Here is a 22165-nt window from a genome sequence, read left to right as displayed (position 1 = left end):
AAGCTTTTGGGTTCGACGGAGCGCGGAGCCTGCGATGAAGCTGGAAACACCTTCACTGCTGATCACCGATGACGATCGCGATTTTCGCGAAACGTTGAGGAGCGTGTTTGAAACGCGCGGCTTTCGCACCATTCTCGCCGGTGATGGCGAAGAGGCTCTCGACGTCATCAAGCGTGAACCCGTTCACCTGCTATTGCTCGATATGCACATGCCGCGATTAACGGGGCTCGAGACAATTCGTCAACTTCGAACGCTCCACTTCGAACTGCCCTGTATTTTGATTAGTGCCGCACTCGATCGCCAATTGGAGGCCGAAGCGCGTGCCGCTCAGGCCTTTTCGGTGCTCTCGAAGCCAGTACGCTTGCCCGATATCACCGGCATCGTAGCCCGCGCAATGCAACAGATTTATTGTTGGCCGATGGGCAAATAATGGGGGTTCAATATTCCCAGCGCGTGGAATTGTTGACCGCCCGAAAGAGCCAAAATGCACCGGTGTAGCAGCCGATGCCAATGGCCAGGCAGCAGAGAATCAGGCCGAACAAGGCCCAGCCACGACGACGCGAATAGAGGCCCCAAAGGCCCATCGTTAGCCCGACAAGTCCGACAATCGCTCCTTCAAAGCGCAGGGGCGCGATGATCAGGCCAAATACCCCGAGCACAATGGCGGCAATCGCGCCGCCATTCGAGGCGTAACTCTGTTGCAGTGAGATTTGCGTCTTCGGCGCGACTCGACCGAAGGAGGGTGCCGAAGATGGCGGGAGCAAGATCGCCCCAGGTGCGAACGGTGAACCGCGGCGACGAATGCTGCCGTCGATGAAATACTCGACAGCTCCCGGAGTTTGGGGAGCAACCACTGGTGAGATTGGCGGGGCAGGGGAGGGGTGCGTTGAGGGCGGACCAGTGTCTGTTTCGTTGGCCAACTCTGCCACGATCAACGGTTCGTGAGCAGTGGCCGAAGTGCGCGGAGTCGTGGACTGTGTGGCAGCTCTCAGATCGAGCCCGCACTTCCAGCAGCGGTTGACCGCACCCATCAGCACTTCGCCACAGCGGGGACATTCGCGCGCCACGCTGGTCCCTTTCTTGCCAGGAATCGCTCGAGAAACTAATCTAAATAGCTTACCACAACTGCCGCGGGCAACTCCTTATCGATTTGCCCGCTCCCGCCTGTATCGTTCTTTTGTCCTTGGCCACGACTGATGTCGTTGCTTCGTGAGATCCAGTTATGTTCGTTCGTCAGAAAATGGCTGCGCCGTTGTTGTGCGCCGCGCTGCTCCTGAGCCTTGTTTCGCTTTCCCAAGTTGTGGCCGTTCCGCCCGAACCGCCCAAGATTGCTGGAGAGTCGAAAGATGCCGAGCAATCGCTGCAAGGCTTCAAAGTTCCCGAAGGTTTGCAGCGACAAGTGTTCGCTGCCGAGCCGATGCTCGCAAACCCGGTTGCGTTTTCCATCGATCATCGGGGCCGCATTTTCGTTTGCGAGACATTCCGTCAAAGCAAGGGAGTCGAAGACAACCGCGGGCACGCACATTGGCTCGATGACGATATTGCTGCCCAGACGGTCGAAGATCGCCTGGCGTATGTAAAAAAGCACCTCAAAGAGAAGGCTTCGGACTACACGAAGTACGACGATCGCATTCGCTTGCTCACCGACACCGATGGCGATGGCAAAGCGGACAAGTCGAGCGTGTTTGCCGACGGCTTCAACGAAATCGTCGATGGAACCGGCGCTGGCGTAATCGAATATCGCGGCAACGTCTATTACACCAACATTCCGCACCTTTGGATGCTGAAGGATGTGGACGCGAATGAGCAGGCCGAAGTGCGGCAGTCACTGGCCTACGGCTTCGGCGTGCGTTATGCCTTTCGCGGTCACGATATGCACGGGCTGATTATTGGTCCCGATGGCCGCCTCTATTTCAGCATTGGCGATCGCGGCTTGAACGTCACGACCAAGGAAGGAAAGCGGCTGATCAATCCGAGCAGCGGCGCCGTATTGCGCTGCGATCTCGATGGTTCGAACTTAGAAATGTTCGCGACGGGATTGCGCAATCCGCAGGAATTGGCTTTCGACGATCACGGCAATCTTTTCACGGGCGATAATAACAGCGATAGCGGCGACAAGGCCCGCTGGGTTTATGTCGTCGAAGGTGGCGATACTGGGTGGCGAATGGAGTATCAGTATTTTCCCGATCGCGGCCCGTTCAATCGCGAGAAGATCTGGCATCCGCAGAATGCTGAACAACCGGCGTACATTATTCCGCCCACCGTAAACTTTGCCGATGGTCCATCTGGCCTGGCTTATTACCCGGGAACTGGTTTGCCCGAGCATTTCAACGGCCGCTTCTTCCTCTGTGATTTCCGCGGCGGTCCGGCAAACAGCGGTGTCCGAACGTTCAAGCTCAAGCCGAAAGGCGCTTCGTTTGAAATGGTCGATGCAGAGCAGTCGTTCTGGAGTGTGCTTGCCACCGATGTTGAATTTGGGCCCGATGGCGGTGTGTACGTCAGTGACTGGGTGAATGGTTGGAACGGTGAAGGGAAGGGGCGGATCTATCGCTTCTATTCGCCGGAGATTTCCCAAAGCGAAGTGGTCCAGCAGGTGAAGAAATTGCTGAACGACGGACTTGCCGGGCAAAGCGTGGCCGAACTCAAAAAACTGCTCGCGCATCCTGATCGTCGCGTGCGACAAGAGGCTCAGTTCAGCCTCGTCGACAAGCAAGAATCGACCACGCTGGTGGAAGTAGCGACGCACAGCGACTCCATGCTTGCGAAGTTGCATGCGATTTGGGGTGTGGAGCAACTGGTTCGCCGTGGACAAGATGCCGCGAAGTTGGTCACTCCCATTGTGGCCCTCGCAACGTCCGATAATGCGGAAGTCCGTGCGCAAGTGGCCAAGGTCATCGGCGAAACCAAGTTTGCTGTTGGTAGCGAGACGCTGATCAAACTGTTGAAAGATGATGACCTGCGAGTGCGCTACTTCGCGGCGGTTTCGCTAGGCAAGCTGAAAACGAAGTCGGCCGTTCCGGCGTTGCTCGAACTGCTGAATGAAAATCAAGATCAGGATCCAGTCTTGCGTCATGGTGCAGTCGTTGGGTTGGTGGGTGCCGCTGAGAGTCCGGCGCAATTGGTTGTCGCAGCAAAGGGCGCTTCGCCAGCAGTGCGTTTGGGTGTGGTGCTGGCTTTGCGCCGCATGGAATCGCCCGAGTTGGCAGGGTTTCTGAACGACAACGAACCACGGGTGGTGCTCGAAGCAGCCCGTGCGATTCACGATCTGCCGATTGCCTCGGAACTTCCCAAGTTGGCCGCGCTCGTTACACGTTCGACGACCAGCGATCCGCTGCTCCGGCGAGTGTTGAATGCGAACTTCCGTCTGGGCAGTGTTGAGAATGCGAATGCGGTGGCAGCTTTTGCGGCTCGCAGCGATGCTCCTGAAGCCATGCGGATTGAAGCGCTGGCGATGCTGAAGGACTGGGAAAAGCCATCGCCCAAAGATCGCGTCCTCAATTTCTGGCGACCGCTCGAAGGTCGCTCTAAGGAAGTCGCAGTCGCAGCGCTGAAGCCGGCGCTACCCGGCATTCTCACTGGCCCAACGAAGTTGCGAACAGCTGCCGCGCAATTGGCCGCTGATTTCGGGATGAAAGAAGTCGGTCCGGTGTTGTTCGGGTTGCTGAACGACAAGAGCCAGGCTGGTCAGACGCGGGCCGATGCGCTTATGGCACTTGCAGCCCTGGAAGTGCCCGAATTGACAACAACGGTCGATGAAGCACTGGCCGATGGTGACTCACGCGTGCGGGCCGCTGGTCGCAATGTGCTGATGAAACTCAAGCCGTCCGATTCGCTCAGCGCGTTTGAGCAGGCGATTTTTGAAGGTGATTTGATCGAACGTCAGGCCGCGCTGGCGTCGCTCACGAACTTCACGCAACAAGGTACGAATGCAATTCTCGAAAAAGCCCTCGATCAACTCGTCGCCGGAAAGTTCCCAGCGGATAGTCGGCTCGACTTGCTGACCGCGGCAGAAAAGCGGGATGCAGGTGCCGTTAAGAGCAAGGTGAAGCAGTATCAATCGCAGTTGCCCCAGGATGATCCGGCTGCGGCCTATCTCGACTGTGCCGAAGGTGGCGATCTAGAACGGGGTAAGAAGATCTTCTTCGAGCGCGCGCAGGTCTCGTGCGTGCGATGTCATAAGGCAGCGGGAGTCGGCGGCGACGTTGGTCCCGATTTGACGAAGCTGACGAGCGATCCGCTGAAGACGCGGCGCTACCTGCTCGACTCGATCGTGCTGCCTAACAAAAACATCGCCAAGGGTTTTGACTCGGTGGTGATTCTCGATGCCGAAGGTCGCGTTCTGGCTGGGATTGTGAAACAGGAAAATGACCAACGGGTAGAACTAATGACGGCTGAAGGGAAACTCATTTCGGTCGACAAAGAGCTAATCGAGGAGCGCAAGCCCGGCAAAAGTCCGATGCCCGAAGACTTGACCAAACATCTCACGAAGTTCGAATTGCGCGATTTGGTAGAGTATTTGGCCAGTCTGAAGGAGTGACAATACAGTTATTTATCTGCTAGCCCAGCTAGGCAGCATTTGATTAGGGGAAACTCTGCACCGTTAGCTGGCTGAGTAGGGACTGGTCCCGCCAACGTCAAAATTTAAGCCATTTACGGGAAAAAACGCAAAGTAAAGGGGTCTTTCGCGAATTCAAGCTTGGCGAGCTAATGGGCGATAACTACACTCCAGCAAGGTTGGCTGGCTAAGCTTTTAGCTTGCCGAGTAACCCGATGAATTGCGGCCCTTCTCCCGGGACGCCGCAAGGAATCGAAGCGGGTGCACAGCACTGGTTGCAAGGAACGCAACTGAGCTGCGAACACCTAGGAGTGAGAAAAATCTGAACTTGCTTGTTGCTCGCGTGTCTATCCAGTCATGCCGGCAACGACAAGTTACAGGTAGCCAGCGTCTGACGACCGACGTCAGACGCGGCAAAACGGACGGGCGATACCACGGTTCGACATCCGAACGGTGTAGTTCCTCGTCTAATAGGAAACGACTCCCATGTCGGGAACCATTAAAGCTGTGGGCATTAGCGCCGCAGCCACGAAGGTGAAGGAATTGGTGACGGTGATGAACGAACAAATTAAGAACGCCATTCGCACGCGAGCCTGCTCGGCCCGCTCGAACGAAGAAGTGGTCGAGGCTATTTTCGGGACTCTCCGCGAATATCGGATCGATGTGAAGCACGTTTCGCTCGAAGATATGAAGTCGGCAGTTGTCGAAGCCACACGCGCCTCGCGCGGTTCAGACAGCTCTTCGTTGCCGGTGTAGCACCGCGAGTATTCAGTGTTTGCCTTTAGGCGTGCCACACCTCATACTGTTGCGTACAGATGATTGAGCCCTAGGCATTCTCTTTCACCGCTTGGCTCGCATCGCGAGCCTGGAGCGGCAGTTGCCGGCCTAATAGTGGCATTTCAACAAGTCCTGAAGTTGCTGTTTCATGACGTGGGCTGGGCACTCTGCCTATTGCTGCCAATCGCAAGCGTTTGCGGAGTCGTGGCCAGTCTGGCCAAGGTGAAGGAGCTCCGTTGGCCAGCATTTTCCTGGGGAATTCTTGTTGGACTGCTAGTTGCCTCGCCTAGTTGGTTTTTGCTGGCAATGACGTGGCGGGAAAACATCGCGGGCCTAGGTGGACTGTTGTTGATAGTCCTCGCCGTAATGAATGCAGTCGCCGCAACTTTATTGGGGGCGGCAATGGTGCAAGTCAGTTGTCGCCGCTTGGCAACAACCGCGCGCGAACGACAACTGAGCTGGCTGCCACTTGCCCTGCCCGGTGCGCTGATCGTTATGCTTGTGGCTGTCGCGTTCGCAGTGCGTATTCCTGCACTTTACAACGAGTACGCCTGGGGACGAGCAAACGATCAATTAGCAAACCTGGGATTGGAAGTGCGCTCTTGTGCTGGCGGCAAGGTTCGAACGATCGGCCCCGAGTTTGAGTTTGGACTTAAGCTACTCGAAAGGCGACAGTCAGCATCAGCTGAATTCGCCAACCAAGTTGTGGCTCATACGAGCCTCGAGTATCTCGATATCGACCAGATCAATATTACCGATGCAGATTTGCAGCAAATCGCGAGGCTGGCGAAACTTGAAACACTCCAAGTTGGATCGGATTTGGTCACAGATCGGGGAGCCACTGCTTTAGGGCACGCGACCCAGCTTCAGTCCTTAACGCTGAAATGTCCGAACGTGACGGATATGTCCATGTCGGTCTTAGCGAGACTGCCGAAGCTTGATCATCTCAATCTCGAAGGTATGCCGATTACCGATCAGGGCCTTTGGGAGTTGCGTACTCTGCCGAAAAACAGTTTTATCGAAGTCGACAGCCCCCATCTCACTGTAGAAGGGCTGGCCGAATACGAAGAAGAGACCTTCGGTAAATTCATCAACGTGAGTTTTCCGTGGGAACGAGATCCACGCAGCAGCAACTCTCGCGAACAGCCGCGCCGCGTAAGCGATTCAGTACCATAGTCCACTGCAAAAGACGCAGTCCATGAGCGACCCGTATCAGAATCCTTACGAATCGCCCCAGATAGGTGAAGCACGGCGATCGTTGATTAGTGCAGAATCCCCCACCTCGATCGCGCAGCTGGAAGCGCGCATTGAGAATCTCGAACGCCAGTTGGCAGAGAATTGGTTCCTTGGCAGCTGGCTGAAGCGAGCGTTTGCCGTCCTCGGCTACTTTATTGTCGCCTATCTGATGATCGCGCTCGGCTTCTATGGAATCTTCACGCTGGTGGGCTTGGTCCTTATTGCGATGAAGGGGTGAGAGTACCTGGCCAGCGCGAGTTATAAATACACTCGCCGGTTATAGACGTACCACTCAAAAATTAGCAGCCCAATGGCGCCTAGCAGTAGCCACCGCCATAGTTCTTGTCGGGAAACTTGCTTGCTCGTTTGAGCTTTCACTTCTTCACTGCCGATGTCGATTTTCTCGCGCGGCACGAGATTGCTTTCGCGAGCATCGAAGAGGTTGACGGCGAATTTTTGCGAGACTTTGGCTGCAGAGCCATCGCGCACAGCGTAAGTTCCGAGTTCATCGGTTCGTGTGAAGACGTATTGATTCTGCGATTCGCGCGGGACCGTTGTTTCGCTGCCGCGGGGTGGCTTCACCCAGATTTGCGGCACCGGTGTGAGTGTACGCAGGGTTGCCGGCGAGCCTGGCTTGATGCTGGGCATTGCCAGTCCGGTTCGCACGCCCCCTAGATACTTCACGGCATTCAGCACGAAGACCGGAAAGCTGCGGCGGCGTTCCCAGTCGGTGTTGACCGTCGTCTCTCCTTTTTCGTTGCGGCCGTAGATCTCGAATCCGAGCACCGCATCTTCGTAGCCAGCACGTGGGCCGACAACGAACACGCTTTTGAATTCCGCTGTCTCCCCTTGCCCGATGTAGGCTTCCATTAACGACGCGCTTCCTGGCGGTCCGGTGATCGGCGCTGCTTCGACAATCATCACGTTGTCCATCTGAATGAGTTGAGTCAGTGGATGGAGTTGATTCACGTCACGCACGAGGGCAGGATAGTTCTTTGGTCCCGCTTGCCAGCCTTCATAGGGCGGCAGTCGCCCTATGAAAAGTGTGTTGCAACTGGGCATTTGCTTCGGCATGCATTGGTCGTAAATAATCAGATCGAACGCACCGTCGGCAGCGGCGTCTTGGTAAACCTTTTCATCTAAATAGGACGGGGGCTTGGTGACGATGGCGGCCATCTTCGTGGCTTCGTCGGTGGCGAGCGCGAGTTCCAAGGCATCATTCCCCGGCGTCACCAAAAGTACTTTGGCGGGCTGCGGCAAATTGACGACCGTGGAAGCACGATTGTCTTCTACCAGATCGTCCTTGATTGCGAGTTCCAGCCGCAGCACGCCATTCTCGATTGTTTGCATTTCGAACTTTACTCCCGCCGCTCCCGAAATCTGATTCTCAGGATTACGACCGGGAATATCGACGTTCTGCGAATCGAGTTCGACGTCGTCGAGGAAGAGTGTGGCAACCGCTTTTTCATCTTTAGTGCCGAAGTTCTCGACTCGCGCGAATGCTTGAATCTGCCCGGGCTTCTCGGGATTGGCATCGGTACTGAAAGCCACGATGCCGACATTGCGCGGTTCGGCCGAGGCAACTTTGACATACTCAGCCTGCAGATTGCCGAGGCGAAAATTGGGGACCGAGGTGAAGCCGCCGTCAGTGAACAGATACATCGTTGCGGGCTGCGCTTCGGCCGTTTGAATGTCGTTGGGGTTGTTCGGGTCGCCCGTTTGACCTGGATTCGCGAGGCCCGAGGCGGCACGCAGGGCCTCGCTCAAGTCGCTGGGGCGATTCGTGGGTTCAATTGTCTCGACCTTTTGCCGCAGCAGACGACGGTTGTCGGTGAAGGTTTGCTCTACGCGGGCGACGTTCGAGAAGCTGATAAGCATCGCGACGTCCCCCTTCTTCATCTGCTCGATCAAGCCGATTGCCTGTTGCTTGGCGGCATCGAGTCGCGTGGGTGAGATGTCGGTTGCGTTCATGCTGGCCGATGTATCGACCATGAATATCAGCCGGCTGCCAACCAGGTCGGTCCCTTTCCAGCCCGGACGAACGAGGGTGATAACAAGCAGGCCGATCAGGAGCAGCTGCAGCAGCAAAAGCAGGCTCTGCCGCAGTCGCTGCCAGAGCGAATTGACGTGCAGGTCTTCGATCGCTCGGCTCCACAGGTAAGTGCTGGGAACTTCGAGCGGTTGGCGACGTAGCTTCAGAAAATAGAGGGCGATGATGGCCGGCGGAACGAGGCCGAGTACCAGCCATTGACCGAGCGTGAGTGTATTGATGAAGTCAGCGAGCAGCATCGACGTTTACCTCACCAGCCCGCGTTTACGCAAATAGGTGCCGACGAGTTTGTCGACCGGAGTTTCGGTGCTGGTCATCAAGTAATTCATGCCGCGTCGAGTGCAATAATCACGAGCACCATCAACGAAGGCGGCCAGCGTGCGTTTGTAACGATCGAGCAACGGTCGGCTGATCGTGACTTCGGCGATATCGGCATCCTCGGCATCGACCAGGCGCAAATCCCCTTTAATCTCGGGGTTGAGTTCCTCAGGACTCAGCACGTGGAGCAAGTAAACATCCATCTGTTGGGCAACGAGCAAGCGGAGAGCCTGCTCGTAGCCACTCTTGTCCATCAGGTCGGTGATCAGAATGAGAATCCCTTTGCCTTGATTGCGGAGGCAAAAGTTGCGCACTCCCTGAGCCAGTGAGATGTTTTCGCCAGGCTGAATGCTGTTCAGGTGATCGACCATTCGCCAGACACTGGCGCGGCCGCGCAGCACCGGGCCAGGATTGCGATGCGAAGTCCCCAGCGATTCAATTTTAATCCGATCGGCCCGTGTCAGGCCAATGTAGCCGAGCGCCGCGGCCAACTGCTTGGCATAATTGAGCTTGGTGGGCTCGCCGAAATCCATGCTCGTGCTGGAATCGACTAGCACGTAAACATGCAGGTCTTCTTCTTCCAGAAACAGCTTGAGAAACAAGCGATCAAGCCGCGCGTAGAGATTCCAGTCGATAAACCGCAGATCGTCACCGGCGACATAGTTGCGAAAGTCGGCGAACTCAACGCTTTGCCCTTTGCGCTTGCTTCGCCGCTCTCCCTTCATCCGTCCGCGAAAGATCTTGCGGCTGATAAGCTCCAGCCTCTCCAGTTGTGCAAGCAACTGAGGCTGAAGTAGTTGAATGGGAGGAACGGTGGACATTGACGGCTCGTGGTCAGGGCGAAACTGGGTTACGAACAATGACGCACATGCCTACCTCGCGAGCGCGGCCTTGACCGGTGCGTCTTCGCCCTTTTCAGGCAATTTCTCGAGAATGTTGAGCAGCACGTGATCGGTGTCAAGTCCCTCAGCCTGAGCTTCAAAGTTGAGGATCACGCGATGACGCAGGGCGGGGAGGAACGAGCGGCGGACATCCTCGAAGCTGACGTTGTAGCGACCCTCGAGCAGGGCCCGAACTTTGGAAGCAAGCGCCAACGTTTGCGCTCCACGTGGACTGCTACCCCAGCGCAGATACTGATTTGTGATGGGGAGCGAATAGGGGCCACTCGGATGCGTGGCTAGCACGAGGCGAACGATATAATCCTGTACATGCTGGGCAAGGATCACATCCCGAATCAGTTTTTGCCACTTGCAGATTTCGGTGCCGTCCATCACTTTTTCGGGCCTGATCGTGATCCCCTTAGTAGTGCGATCAACGATGGTTGCCAGTTCTTCTCGGGACGAATAGCCGACGACGAGTTTGAATAAGAACCGGTCGAGTTGAGCTTCGGGAAGTGGGTAAGTTCCTTCTTGCTCGATGGGGTTTTGCGTGGCCAGCACAAAGAAAGGCTTCTCCAGTTCGTATCGCACACCGGCGACCGTAACGGTTCCTTCTTGCATGGTTTCGAGCATTGCCGATTGTGTTTTAGGGGTGGCGCGATTGATTTCATCCGCGAGGCAAATCTGGGTGAAGATCGGGCCACGCTGGAACTCGAACGCGCGGCGTCCTTCCGCATTTTCGTTAATCATGTTCGTGCCGAGAATGTCGCTTGGCATCAAGTCGGGCGTGAACTGTATGCGGTTGAACTTCAGGTCGAGCGCTTCGGAGAGAGTCCGCACGAGCAGCGTCTTACCCAATCCCGGCACACCCTCCAGCAGGCAGTGTCCGCCAATGAACATCGCGGTCAGCACACCATGGACGATTTCATCGTGCCCCACAATGACTCGTCCCACTTGCTCACGGACAGCGGTATAACGGCTCCGAAATTCCTCGGCCTGCTTCTGCATCGACTCGCCGATACTCATGAATGCTCCTCAAAGCTGGGGCGGCGCTAGTGGGTTGGACTAACTAACTTAATAGTGCGGGTTGATGTAGCCCGCGATGATCGAGAATCGTGGTGATAAGTAATTTCAAGATACCAGACCGATCAACTGGGTGGGTCTTTGCGCAACTTCTTTTTCGCAGCCAACAAACGCTCGGTGTAGGACTCTTGTTCGGTTTGCGGCAAGGCGGCTGCAGAACTGCTGGGTGGCGGTATGGGTGGGGTATTGCCGCCCGCCGTAGCTTCTCGCAGCACTTCATTGGGATCACGCGCAGGAGCATCGTTCTCCACTTGCGGTTCAAAGCGGGCTGCGGCGCGGCGCTCGTCTAACTGGTTCGAAACAGTGGCCTTAAGGTTGCGCAGCCGATCCATGCGTTCATCGGCGGTAATTGCTGGTTCACGCCGCAGCAAGCGATGCCAGGTCCACATGATGCCGGGAATGACCCATTCAAAGTTGACTTGTACGCGGCGGACGAAGACATCGGCGAGAAAGACGCAGCCGGCAAGGAGCAGAAAGGCTGGCCAAATATCCTGACTGCTGTTTGCTTTTTGCAATGTGCGGCGGAATGTATCGTTTTGCTTGATGAGTTCCGGTACCGCTTCCTTCATGAGTGGTCCATCGATCAATTTGCCCGCTTCGCCCCCCTTAGGTTTGTAGCTGGCGAGTGACGTAAGGATCGCTTCGTTTGATTCGCGCTCGCGATATTCGGCCGAGTAAGGAACTGTGATGCCGGTAAGAAGAGGCGCCCCGCCCATGCCAGTATTGATGGCGAGCAGATAACTGCCGGCCTTGTCGGCATCGAACTCGCCGACATAGCGCCCCGGAGCTTCCTGTTGCATGCTCAGTTGTAGGTTCTTCAGTTCCGGATCGGCACCTACGCCCGACATATTCAGGAAGTTAAGGAATTCATCGTCCTCCTTCAGAGCGGTGACGACAACCTTCACTTTGCCGTCTTTCACTTCCGTCGCAATCGTGAATTTGCCGGCTTCGTTTACGGGACGCATCGCCCAGCGAATCATCTGGCTATAGAACTTGTTGTAGTTCTCCCAGTCGGTCCAACTGTTGGCCCAGCGCTGTCCGCCATCGGAAGTGAATACACATGTCTTACCCGCGCCATACGTCCAGGACGCAAGAATTGTAGCGTTGCTGTCTTCGCCCGGCTTGGGTGAGCGAATGAGGACTTCAACCAGCGGATTTTCTTTCACGGTCGTCATCACGAAGCCAGTTAGTTCGGGCAATTCGCCGTCAATGTTCTGCAGCATCTCGTGCGCGCGAGCTTCGGGGACGACGTAGGGCTGAAAACGCTCTTCGAGAATCAGCGGGCGCGCGACGCGCCGGCTTTCACGCTGAAAGATCTTGGGAATCGCCTTGGGATTGTTGACGGCGTAATATTTTCCACCCGTTTGATTGGCAATTCTCTGCAACAACCCACTCTCGGCCGGACCGTGCGAACCGATGGCGACGGTGCTGACTGTGACACTAGCGTTTTTGAATCGTTGCATGATCGCGCCACTCGGTGGCGAAGGGTCACCGTCGCTGATGACGATCATGTGTTTGACGGAGGCCGGATTCGTTTCAAACTCCTTAATAGCTTTGGTCATCGCGGGGTCGAAGTCGGGCATATCGCCTGGCGTCATACGACCAATGCGCGAGGCCATTTCCTTTTGCCGCTCGCCGACGCGTACGAGTCCTTTGCCCTGATGGAACCAGAGCCAGTTATCGCCGCCAGTGAAGTTCTCCCACTGCAGCAATCCGCAGTAGTCCATCGGCCCAAGGACCTTCACCGATTCTTCGGCGACCTTCTTCTGAATGTTATTGCCATCGGGAATTTCGCAGGCATGCATAAGCAGGACGAGCGCTCCGACCGCTTTCACTTTGCTGTTTTTGATCTGGAAATCAACGGGCATTGCCTTTTCAATTTCGGTATTGGCCCAACCGCCGGCACCGAAGGCGTTGGGGCCGCCGATCATCACCAGCCCGCAGCCGAATTGCTCAGTATTGCGGACAAGCATGGCGATTTGATCGTCGGTAAAGGCGACAGCATTCTCATCGCCACCGCTGGAACGCGCGACATTGGCTAGGACGATGCAGTCGTAACCCTGCAGTTGAGCCAGTGACGTGAACAGGTTGTCGCTAGGCATGGTGTCGACTTCCATGTTCAGTTCGCCCAAGCGGCCGATCAGCGGATCGAACTCCTTGGGATTTTCGGCATCAACGATCATTAATACACGGCCTTTACCTCGGACGTGTGTGAATGCGGTCGCGGAGTTATTCTGCTCCATCGCATCGCCGGCGTTTGCATCCGGAATGAAGCGAGCACCGTAGGTGTAGCCCGCGGGAACATCGATTGTGTGCTGCACGGCAAACACATTCTTGCCAGGCTTAAGAGTCACCTCTGACTCTTGCAGCAGGTTGTCTTGACCATTGAAGTTCTGCACAACTCGCAAGCGACCTTTGACGTCCTGCTCGCCATAGTTCTGGACGACAATGCGTGCTTCGAGAGGTTGACCGCGGCGAATGTCGCTGGGGAGTGAGACTTTTTCGACGGCTACTTCGTTCCGGGCACTCAGACGTACGGCGACGACATCAATACCGATGCCGTTCTCGGCAAGCCCGCTGGCAATGGTTCTTGAGTCGCCCAAGTTTTCGTTGCCGTCAGTGATAATCACGATTCGTTTCGCCGAATCTTCAGGAAAAGCGGCTTGGGCCAGCTTGAGAGCGGAGCCGATGTTGGTGGCATCGGTTCGAAGTTCGAACAGACTTTCGAGATTGCCAACCGAACGAATACTGTCGGCAAACGGAGGGTGCTCGATGGTTGCTTCCCGACCAAAGACGATTACACCTGCTTTGTCCTCAGTGGCCGATTGTAAATCGCCCTTGTGCCGGTGTGCGTCGACATCCTGCATGACGAATTGAATCATCGCCTCGCGAACCGGTTTGGGAATACTCTCCGATTGATCGAGCAAGTACATCACGGTCATCCGCTCGCTGATTTTTTGCAGTTGCACGCCAGCGAGGGCGAGAATCATCAGAAGCAAGACCCGGCCGCGATAACCCAAGGCGAAGACGCGGCGATACTTACCCAGAGCGGCTAACGAGCGATAGCTTATGAAAAACAGTACGGGAATGCCCAAAGCCAGAAGCAGGAGCCAGGGTTGATCGAACGTGAGGCGGTCGGCATCGAAGTCTTTGGTGAGGACGAACCATTCGCTAAACCAAAGGGCGAACCGTCCCATTCTCAGGCGAATGAGCAAATTGTGAATGCCCAGTGAGGCCCACGAATAGAGCCAAAGAATCGCCAAGCCGATGACTGCAAGTACTATGGGCAACAATAACTTCAGGCCCACATTGCGGAGGTTCGCTCGCCAACCAGCGCGAGGGTCGTCGTTCCAGGGAACGGGCCAAATATCGAAGGGGGCGAGAAACAGAACGACCAGCAGCCAGTAGTCGACCGCTTTGCCAAACCCCATCCAAAGTCCAAGTGGACGCAGGACTAGCAAGGAGAGAAAGGTCGCCCCAACCGCGACAGCGACGATCACCAGCGGCATCGATACTCGCACGAGCCAGGGAGATCGCGGGCCGATCATCAGCCGCCAGAGTTCACCGATCGAGCCGGTTACAAGCAGCCAGCCCACCAGCACCAAGCTAGAAACTGGAATGGTATCAAGGCGAATGTAATCAAGCCACGCCATGATGAGAGTCTCGTGCCCGCTGAGTTCAAGATAAGCATGGTTCGATGGCAGCGGCCAAATCTTGACGCGCCATCGCCAACCATTCACGAGTAATTGTAGCCGAGACCTGTTGTGATAGCAGCCTGCAGAAAGTTTGCGATTCCATTGGCTCCAACTTCACAAATTTGCTTCGGCGATGCAAAACGTGTGAATTTGCCACGTTTGGCCGATCTTGGCGAAAAGTGGTCGATTTGCTAGAACTTGGGCCGTCTCGGGCTATCTGCCAGGATCCCGCAGCTGCGTGCGCTCAGGAATTTGCGAGGCGCAAGCTGTTTGTTCCCCAACAAGCCCGAAATCACGATCACGGAAGGTCGTTCAGCCAGCACCGGAAGCGTCATGAAGAATTTTCTTCGCGTACTGCACCTCACCCTGCGAAGGAGGATGGTCTTTGCGCTGACGATGTTCTGCTCGTTGGTGGTGGCCCTCTTGTGGGGCGCTAATCTGGGGCTCGTAAAACCCATCGTCGATATCACTTTCAGCGGCCAAAGTCCCCACAGTTGGGCCGATGCACAAGTGCTGGAAGCGGCCGAGGAAGTTGCCAAGCTCGAGAAAAAAGTGGCAGACGCGCAAGTCGAATTGCCGCAGTTACCGGCAGCCGAGCAGGGTCCACGGCGACTGCAACTGCAGCGCGACGAGGTCGCACTGGGTTCGGCCCGGCTAGGTTTAACGCAGGCTGAAGCCTATCACCCTTGGATCGTCCGTTATTTGCCTGATAGTTCGTTTTGGGCATTGGCACTGCTCGTCGGGATTCTGTGCCTGGCCACGGTCATCAAAGATGGCTTCTTGGCAGTGAATATTTACCTGGTAGAGAATCTGGCGCAGGTCTCGGTTGTTGAATTGCGCTCGCAGATGATGCGGACAGTCCTCAATCGCGAAATCGATGCGTTTGGCAACACGGGCACTAGCGGCCTCCTCTCGCGATTTACTGCCGACATGTCACATGTCTCGGCTGCTCTTTCAGCCGTGATTGGCCGGGTACTACTTGAACCATTCAAAATGATCGCCTGCCTGATCGGCGCGGCCTTTATTTGCTGGCGATTGCTGATTCTTTCGCTGATCGTGGCACCGCTGGCAGGTTACCTCGCCATTAAACTTGCTCAGTCGCTCAAGCGGGCCAATCGCCGTGCTATGGAAGAGCTTTCGCAGTTGTACGGCAGAATCTCCGAAACGCTATCCGGCATTCAAGCTGTCAAGGCCTTCGGCATGGAACACCACGAACGGCAACGGTTCCACGAGCGGAACAAGCAGTTCTTCTTTAAATCGATGCGGATCGCGGTATACAACGCCAGCGCGCGTACCAGTGCGGAACTAACGGGGACGATCATTATCTCGCTGGCTATTTTGTCGGGTGCATACCTGGTCTTGAATCAGCAGACGACGATTCTCGGCATCAAGATCATGGATCGGCCGCTCAGTCCCGGTTCACTAATCGCCTTTTACGCTCTGCTGGCTGGTGTGAGCGATCCGGCCCGCAAGTTGGCCGATGTGTTCAATTACATTCAGCGGGGGTTGGCAGCTTCAGATCGGATTTACGAAGTACTCGATAGCGAACCGGCCATCGTCGATCCCAAGCAACCTGTGCGGCTCACGAATACGCGGCCCGAAGTGGTGTTCGAGAACGTCTCGTTTCACTACAAGCCAGGTCAGCCGGTACTGAAGAACATTACGCTCCGAATTCCTTACGGCAAGACGGTCGCAGTGGTGGGACCGAACGGTTGCGGCAAAAGTACGTTGATGAGTCTGCTCCTCCGGTTCTACGACCCGGTCGAAGGGAGCATTAAGCTCGATAACGTCGATCTGCGAAATATGCGGCAGCACGATCTGCGCGAGCGGATTGGCCTCGTCGCACAGCAGGCAATGCTGTTTGACGATACGGTGATTGCCAACATTCGCTACGGAACTCCCTATGCGACCGACGAGCAAGTCATCGAGGCAGCAACCAAAGCCCACGCTCATCGGTTCATTACCGAGAAACTCGAACTGGGTTACGACACGATCGTGGGGGAACGTGGAGGCAAACTTTCGGGCGGGCAACGGCAACGGATTTTGCTGGCCCGGGCGATTCTGCGCGATCCACAGATCCTGATCCTCGACGAAGCGACCAGCCAGATTGACCTCGAAAGTGAACAATTGATTCATCGAGTGCTCGAACAATTCACCCGCGGCCGCACCACGCTGATGATTACGCACCGCGTTGCTTCGCTGGCCCTCGCCGACGAAGTCATTGTGATCGATAGCGGCCGTATCCTCGATTTCGGCACGCACGACCAGCTGCTCAAGCGCTGCGAACTCTATAGCCGGCTGTATCAGTTGGGCTTCAAGGCGTCGGCATAAGTGCATCTGCGTTGAAAGCAATGCAGAGTCGCCGGGCAACAAAGCACACGCTAGCCAGTATCATGAAGGGCAGTTTAAACACCTGCCTTTTACCTAGCGGCCACTATGTCTGCTCCCAGCGATGCTCCTCAGCCGCCTACACACCCGGACGAAGTGAATCGACTGTGGCAGCACGGCATGCACGAGGAACGGCTGTTCCATGATCGGCTGAACTATTTCTCCGCCATGCAGATTGGACTGCTCGGCGTGTTCGCCATCTTTTATCACAAGGATGCAGCACCTGCGGTGTTTATTCCGCTGACAGGAGTGGCGGTCAGCTTCACGCTCTTGTGGCTATGGGTGCAGATTCGGCATTGGCGATACTGCGTGCACGTAAACGAACTCATCAAGCTGGCCGTGCCGGAGTATCGCCGCACCATTGCAGCCTTCGCCGGCCCGGGGCGAACCGATGGGCTGTCGATTTCTCGGCCGTTGGCCTTTGCTGTGCCCTTGCTGTTTGCAGCAACGTGGCTGGCCTTATGCACCTGGATGCTCATTCGGGCAGTAAGTTAGCGAGCGACAAGCCAGCCGCGGTGTTCGACGCGATGCAATCGGTGCGACCCGCACTCGGCAGTCGCACCAAGTGGCGCGATCGCGCCGATCAAGCTGGTGCCGGGCGTTAAGGCTGGCACCATCGTTACGAAGTGCGATACACGCACAGTCTGCGCACGTATCCGGGTTTGGCTTGTTAGTGCAGTCGAATGATAGCAGCGCCGATATCTACTGTTGTCAGCGGTAACGTTTGACATGGCCCAGGGATTTTAGGGCACCGCGAGGAATGACGATGCACGAAGGTATTGCGCACGATGGCCATGCTCAAACGCAAGTTGGAAGCCGGCAAGGAAAAACTGCCTGCCCGCAAGAGCGTTTCGTTGCAAACTCCGCTGGAGACTTATCTCCGCGAGATTAACGAGACGGCGCTGCTCACCGCGAAGGACGAGCAAGAGTTGGCCGGTGCAATCGCCGATGGCGACGTCCGCGCTCGCGACCGGATGGTCCGCGCTAACCTCCGGCTGGTCGTCAACATTGCTCGCGGTTACACGGGCAAGGGCCTGAGCCTGCAAGACTTGATCGAAGAGGGGAACCTCGGTCTGCTTCGGGCCGTTGAAGGCTTCGACCCCAACATGGGGACGCGCTTCAGCACGTATGCCAGCTATTGGATCAAGCAGTCGATCAAGCGGGCCCTGATTAACAGTGCTAAGACGATTCGGATTCCGGCCTACATGGTCGAACTGTTGAGCAAGTGGCGCCGCGCCAGTGCTCGCCTCACCGAAGAGCTGGGTCGCACACCCACTCCGGAAGAAGTAGCCCGCGTGCTCGGCCTGCAGAAGAAGAAGCTGCCGATCATCAAGAAGGCCATTCGCATTTACAATAGCACGCCGCAGACGGATCAAGCCGAAGCCGGCTGGTCGCTCGGCGAAATCGTGATGGACGAACGGCTGAGGAATCCTGAAGACGAAATGGTTGAGCATGATTCGCTGAAGCACATTCGCGAAATGCTGACCACGATGGACGTCCGCGAAGCAACCGTCCTGAAGATGCGGTTCGGCCTGGAAAACACAGAGCCTCACACGCTGAAGGAAATTGGCGAAAGCCTCGGCCTTACCCGCGAACGCGTCCGTCAGATCGAAACCGAAGCTCTCGCCCGCCTGGCAGACAGCATGAAAGACCCCCGCGAACGAGAAATGGAAGCTCTTGAAGCGATGGGGGACTAGGGTAGTGGGCTGATTTGATTGACCAGGCAGCACTTGAGGCGGCCTGCGATCGAACCAGGCAAGCACTTCAGGCAACCAGGACTGTCGTGCAAAAAAAGCGGTACCACTTCACGGCGCTCGGCGGCGAAATATCGCTGCACCAATTCAACCTACATGTTCAACATTAGGCCTGTTAGTTGAACAGCAATCGCTCGGAAACCCGAGAGTTACGCAGGTCACTGTTCAACAATGGCCCCGATATTTGAGCGCCCCCTGAATTGGTGGTCCACGCAGCGGAGCCTGCAGTTTTTGGGCAAAGCCGCCGGAGTGGCATGCAGGAAGTGAGGGAGTAGCCCGCAAAGCTATTGCTTAGTCCCAGGCTGATTACTCGGTAACTTCCGGCACCACGCGGGGCTTGAGCGTGACGTCGACGTTGTGTTCTTCACCGTCGCGGCGATACTGCACGTTGAGCTTTTCGCCGGGCCGACGCGGATAGACCGAGATGGTGAGGTCGCTGAAATCGCGAACCTTCTCACCAGCGACCGCGATGATCTCATCACCGTCCTTTAGTCCAGCATCATGGGCACCCGAGCGGAAAAAGACGGAACTCAATACGCAAGGCCCTTCCAGCTGGGCATTGATGCCAAGCATCGCGCTGCTGCGACAGATGATGGACAGCGCTGGCCGCTTGTTGCGCAAGTTACGCAGAGCTGCCGAAGTGAACGGGGTCCCTTGTACGTTCAGCGTCGTGAGCTTTGGTAAGGCAGCAATATGTTCGAGCGTTTTATCGGTCAGTTTGGCGTCGGTGATCGACAAGTTATAAAGCTCGGGAATGTCCTTTAGAAGCGCCAGGTCGGCATCGGTGCCCCGGAACGTGCGATTAATCACGAGTTCGGCGTAGTCATTCCCTTCGCCCGAAAGATCACCTTCAAACAGGTCGACCGCACCGACCATTCCTCCGCCAATGACAACGTCAAACGCCGGTTCGACAGCAATCCCCTCGAGCGGAGCCAATTCCAACAGTGCCGCTTCCAAGTCTGCCGCTGGATCAGAGGCCTCTGCGGGCTCTTCCAACTTGGGAAGATCCGCAGCTGCAATGGCTGGCGCGGCGGGCACGGGAACTTCGATGTTCGGCGCAGTGGGAATAATGTCCAAGGGAATCGCATCAGGCGCTACTTCCAATGGACGAACTTCGAGCGGTGGCTCGTCAGCAGCGGGCGGTTCAGCGGCGGGCTTTTCAACGGGTGCCAGAATCCGGGCAATCGCGCCGATCAAGCCACGCGGAGGGGGCAACGCGTCGAGATCTCGAGGCGGTGCAACTTCGACGATTGGAATCGGTTCGATGGCGACGGCTGGTGCCACATCGAGATCGACAACTTCAGCAGCCGTGGGCGGAGGAGCAGTATCGAGCGATTGGTCTTGCCACTGGCCGGTTAGATGACCGCCAAGCGTCCGAATTTTCACAATCGCCCGCGTATGGCGAAGCTTCAGTTGCTGCACTTTGATGTCGCGCATCACTTCAACGAGCACTGGTCGCTTGGAATTCAGCTTGCCGAGCGCCGCAGCTACATGGTTGACAGTTTCTTCATCACCGTGTGCAGCAATCCGTTGCAGGACAACGCTCGCGCGCCACGAAACCTCCGGGCTATCGCTGAGTACCGCCGGAGCGAGCAATTCGATGGCGGCTTGTCCAGCTTCAATCAATCTGGCTGTCGCCCGTTCGCGCACGGGATAGGCGTCAGCATCGAGATCGAGCACCAGGCGATTGAGTTCAACAGTCGGCGCAATGGCGATTGTCGACGGTTCCGCAGCGGTTAGAGACGAGAACTGCCCCAGCACAAGTGCCGGTACCATTCCCATCGCAACAGCCGAACACCAACGTTGCAGCAACGTACGCCGCATGACAAGATCCCCGCGCACAATTCCCCTCGCCCGTCCCACTCCCGATTCTATGCCGCAAACACCGCGAATGTCGAGCTTGATCTTGAAAGACTTTTAGCTGAATCGCCAAGTTTCTGCAGACTGACTCTGCATAAGCGGACCGCAACGAGTAGTCGGTCGTTCACTGGCCAAGAATGTGAAATGGGGCAAAATCGCTAAGCAATTTGACAATTCGCAATGTGTGAGTTTGCCGAATCGCCGGGCAAACTTGCCTCAGAGATAGGCAGTCGTGGATCGATGCGTGACGCGTTTGTGCCGCCTGCACGTTTGCGATTTTGACGAAAATTGCCACGTTTCCAGCGTTAGCGGCCACCCTTCTGGCCGAGTCACCGCGACTGCGGCAGACTGTCCGGCATACCGTTTGCAAAATCGTACACCCCAACGGCCGCTTTGAACTACTGCGTCGGACTGGAATTGCAGGCGGCGATGCAGTGCTTCTTCCCCCGGTTCTTTGCGGAACAATTTGTTCTTACCAACCGTTTCGCCTGTCTGCTTCCGAGCGGCTGAGATTTAGCCGCCACCGCTGAGACACGTGGTCTCAGATTCGGCTGCCGGCAGTCATGCCCACAAGTTTGCCAGCAGGTCGCTGCCAAACCGGTTACGCCAATTGGCGTCCGAACGGAGTGGACAAGCGACGGCCAGGAATTCACGTTCCTCTCCGTAAGGGAGCCTGTCATGGGCCAGTTTGGTTTTTTGATCGACATGGATGGTGTGATTTACAAGGGGAAGCAAGTCGTTGAAGGGGCGAATCGTTTTATTCAACGACTGCTCGATGAACAAATTCCGTTTGCCTTCTTAACCAATAACAGTCAGCGGACACGCAGAGATGGCGTCATCAAACTCGCGCGGATGGGAATCCACGTCGACGAGAGCCACATCTTCACGTGTGCAATGGCGACGGCACGGTTCCTGGCGTCTCAAAAGCCCGGTGGAACTGCGTTTGTGATTGGGGAAGGAGGTCTGCTGCAAGCCTTGCATAAAAATGGATATGCGATTGTCGACGACGATCCCGACTACGTCGTTGTGGGCGAGGGCCGCATGTTCAACATGGAAACCGTCGAAGCAGCGGTGCGGATGATTCTCCGCGGCTCGAAGTTGATTGCCACGAATCTCGACCCTAACTGTCCCACGGCTCATGGGCTGCGGCCCGGTTGCGGCGCAATCGTTGCCATGCTGGAAACCGCCACCGGTTTGAAGGCCTTCAGTGTTGGTAAGCCAAGTCCGGTAATGATGCGCTCGGCCCGCAAAGAATTGGGCCTATCGACCGGGGGCGTCGTGATGATCGGCGATACGATGGAGACCGATATTCTCGGTGGCGTTTCGATGGGCTATCGCACCGTGTTGGTCCTCACCGGTTCGACCAAGCGCGAAGACCTGGTCCGTTATGCCTATCGTCCCGACGTGGTGATCGATTCGATCGGACAATTGTGCGAAGAGCACATCTTTCAACATGTGATTGAAGGGCTGGCAGTGGATCCAGCCCCCCAGGAAGCACCAGCTTAGTGCTGGGAAGGCACGTTTGCCTCGCAATCTAGACTGCCAGAACCGGTGCGGCGTGACGGTCGCAC

General features: G+C 56.3%; 15 protein-coding genes. 9 read left to right on the top strand and 6 right to left on the bottom strand.

Annotated elements, in window-relative coordinates:
* Window positions 1–34: 34 nt before the first annotated feature.
* A complete protein-coding gene (locus tag ETAA8_RS23710; protein ID WP_145094306.1) occupies window positions 35–430 on the top strand; it encodes a response regulator in 396 nt (131 codons plus the stop codon).
* 7 nt (window positions 431–437) lie between these two features.
* Here ETAA8_RS23710 and ETAA8_RS23705 read toward each other — a convergent pair whose 3' ends face one another.
* A complete protein-coding gene (locus ETAA8_RS23705) occupies window positions 438–1067 on the bottom strand; it encodes a hypothetical protein (protein ID WP_145094303.1) in 630 nt (209 codons plus the stop codon).
* Window positions 1068–1222: 155 nt separating this feature from the next.
* On the opposite strand from ETAA8_RS23705, the gene ETAA8_RS23700 reads away from it, so the two are divergent.
* The 4 genes from ETAA8_RS23700 to ETAA8_RS23685 all read left to right on the top strand — a co-directional run bounded on the left by ETAA8_RS23700 (window position 1223) and on the right by ETAA8_RS23685 (window position 6806).
* Window positions 1223–4537, top strand: a complete 3315-nt coding sequence (locus tag ETAA8_RS23700; protein ID WP_145094299.1) for a PVC-type heme-binding CxxCH protein — start codon at window positions 1223–1225, stop codon at window positions 4535–4537.
* 504 nt (window positions 4538–5041) lie between these two features.
* The gene (locus tag ETAA8_RS23695; RefSeq protein ID WP_145094296.1) at window positions 5042–5311 is read left to right on the top strand and encodes a hypothetical protein; all 270 of its coding nucleotides are present in this window, start codon (window positions 5042–5044) and stop codon (window positions 5309–5311) included.
* Between the two features lie 225 nt (window positions 5312–5536).
* The gene (locus ETAA8_RS23690; protein ID WP_145094293.1) at window positions 5537–6508 is read left to right on the top strand and encodes a leucine-rich repeat domain-containing protein; all 972 of its coding nucleotides are present in this window, start codon (window positions 5537–5539) and stop codon (window positions 6506–6508) included.
* Between the two features lie 22 nt (window positions 6509–6530).
* Complete coding sequence (locus tag ETAA8_RS23685; RefSeq protein ID WP_145094290.1) at window positions 6531–6806, top strand: hypothetical protein; 276 nt, start codon at window positions 6531–6533, stop codon at window positions 6804–6806.
* Between the two features lie 20 nt (window positions 6807–6826).
* On the opposite strand, the gene ETAA8_RS23680 is transcribed toward ETAA8_RS23685, so the two are convergent.
* The 4 genes from ETAA8_RS23680 to ETAA8_RS23665 all read right to left on the bottom strand — a co-directional run bounded on the left by ETAA8_RS23680 (window position 6827) and on the right by ETAA8_RS23665 (window position 14550).
* Entirely contained in the window at window positions 6827–8857 is a 2031-nt protein-coding gene (locus tag ETAA8_RS23680) for a vWA domain-containing protein (RefSeq protein ID WP_145094286.1), read from the bottom strand.
* 6 nt (window positions 8858–8863) lie between these two features.
* Window positions 8864–9757 carry a DUF58 domain-containing protein gene (locus ETAA8_RS23675; RefSeq protein WP_145094283.1) on the bottom strand — a complete coding sequence of 298 codons (894 nt, stop codon included), beginning with the start codon at window positions 9755–9757 and terminating at the stop codon, window positions 8864–8866.
* A 51-nt stretch (window positions 9758–9808) separates the two neighbouring features.
* Window positions 9809–10840: an AAA family ATPase gene (locus ETAA8_RS23670; protein ID WP_145094280.1), complete on the bottom strand. Its 1032-nt coding sequence runs from the start codon at window positions 10838–10840 to the stop codon at window positions 9809–9811.
* A 122-nt stretch (window positions 10841–10962) separates the two neighbouring features.
* Window positions 10963–14550, bottom strand: a complete 3588-nt coding sequence (locus ETAA8_RS23665; RefSeq protein WP_238397548.1) for a VWA domain-containing protein — start codon at window positions 14548–14550, stop codon at window positions 10963–10965.
* Window positions 14551–14925: 375 nt separating this feature from the next.
* On the opposite strand from ETAA8_RS23665, the gene ETAA8_RS23660 reads away from it, so the two are divergent.
* From ETAA8_RS23660 to ETAA8_RS23650, 3 genes are all read left to right on the top strand, one after another.
* Entirely contained in the window at window positions 14926–16923 is a 1998-nt protein-coding gene (locus ETAA8_RS23660) for an ABC transporter ATP-binding protein (protein ID WP_145094277.1), read from the top strand.
* 105 nt (window positions 16924–17028) lie between these two features.
* Entirely contained in the window at window positions 17029–17475 is a 447-nt protein-coding gene (locus ETAA8_RS23655) for a RipA family octameric membrane protein (RefSeq protein ID WP_145094272.1), read from the top strand.
* Window positions 17476–17774: 299 nt separating this feature from the next.
* A complete protein-coding gene (locus tag ETAA8_RS23650; protein WP_391484824.1) occupies window positions 17775–18677 on the top strand; it encodes a sigma-70 family RNA polymerase sigma factor in 903 nt (300 codons plus the stop codon).
* Between the two features lie 363 nt (window positions 18678–19040).
* Here the strand turns inward: ETAA8_RS23650 and ETAA8_RS23645 are convergent, their stop codons facing one another.
* Entirely contained in the window at window positions 19041–20558 is a 1518-nt protein-coding gene (locus tag ETAA8_RS23645) for a PDZ domain-containing protein (protein WP_145094266.1), read from the bottom strand.
* A gap of 714 nt (window positions 20559–21272) precedes the next feature.
* On the opposite strand from ETAA8_RS23645, the gene ETAA8_RS23640 reads away from it, so the two are divergent.
* On the top strand, window positions 21273–22100 hold the full coding sequence (locus ETAA8_RS23640) for an HAD-IIA family hydrolase (RefSeq protein WP_145094263.1): 828 nt from the start codon (window positions 21273–21275) through the stop codon (window positions 22098–22100).
* The last annotated feature ends 65 nt before the right edge of the window (window positions 22101–22165 follow it).

It is taken from the genome of Anatilimnocola aggregata, from assembly GCF_007747655.1.
Taxonomy (GTDB): Bacteria; Planctomycetota; Planctomycetia; order Pirellulales; family Pirellulaceae; genus Anatilimnocola; species Anatilimnocola aggregata.
Note: the sequence above shows the minus strand (reverse complement) of the source record. Positions and strands in the feature narration are given on the sequence as shown.

Excerpts from the sequence above, each read along its gene's own strand:
- ETAA8_RS23650 (WP_391484824.1), top strand. The coding sequence starts at position 17,775 with ATGCTCAAACGCAAGTTGGAAGCCGGCAAGGAAAAACTGCCTGCCCGC.
- ETAA8_RS23655 (WP_145094272.1), top strand. The coding sequence starts at position 17,029 with ATGTCTGCTCCCAGCGATGCTCCTCAGCCGCCTACACACCCGGACGAA.
- ETAA8_RS23695 (WP_145094296.1), top strand. The coding sequence starts at position 5,042 with ATGTCGGGAACCATTAAAGCTGTGGGCATTAGCGCCGCAGCCACGAAG.
- ETAA8_RS23675 (WP_145094283.1), bottom strand. The coding sequence starts at position 9,757 with ATGTCCACCGTTCCTCCCATTCAACTACTTCAGCCTCAGTTGCTTGCA.
- ETAA8_RS23670 (WP_145094280.1), bottom strand. The coding sequence starts at position 10,840 with ATGAGTATCGGCGAGTCGATGCAGAAGCAGGCCGAGGAATTTCGGAGC.
- ETAA8_RS23665 (WP_238397548.1), bottom strand. The coding sequence starts at position 14,550 with ATGGCGTGGCTTGATTACATTCGCCTTGATACCATTCCAGTTTCTAGC.
- ETAA8_RS23710 (WP_145094306.1), top strand. The coding sequence starts at position 35 with ATGAAGCTGGAAACACCTTCACTGCTGATCACCGATGACGATCGCGAT.
- ETAA8_RS23645 (WP_145094266.1), bottom strand. The coding sequence starts at position 20,558 with ATGCGGCGTACGTTGCTGCAACGTTGGTGTTCGGCTGTTGCGATGGGA.
- ETAA8_RS23660 (WP_145094277.1), top strand. The coding sequence starts at position 14,926 with ATGAAGAATTTTCTTCGCGTACTGCACCTCACCCTGCGAAGGAGGATG.
- ETAA8_RS23640 (WP_145094263.1), top strand. The coding sequence starts at position 21,273 with ATGGGCCAGTTTGGTTTTTTGATCGACATGGATGGTGTGATTTACAAG.
- ETAA8_RS23700 (WP_145094299.1), top strand. The coding sequence starts at position 1,223 with ATGTTCGTTCGTCAGAAAATGGCTGCGCCGTTGTTGTGCGCCGCGCTG.
- ETAA8_RS23680 (WP_145094286.1), bottom strand. The coding sequence starts at position 8,857 with ATGCTGCTCGCTGACTTCATCAATACACTCACGCTCGGTCAATGGCTG.
- ETAA8_RS23685 (WP_145094290.1), top strand. The coding sequence starts at position 6,531 with ATGAGCGACCCGTATCAGAATCCTTACGAATCGCCCCAGATAGGTGAA.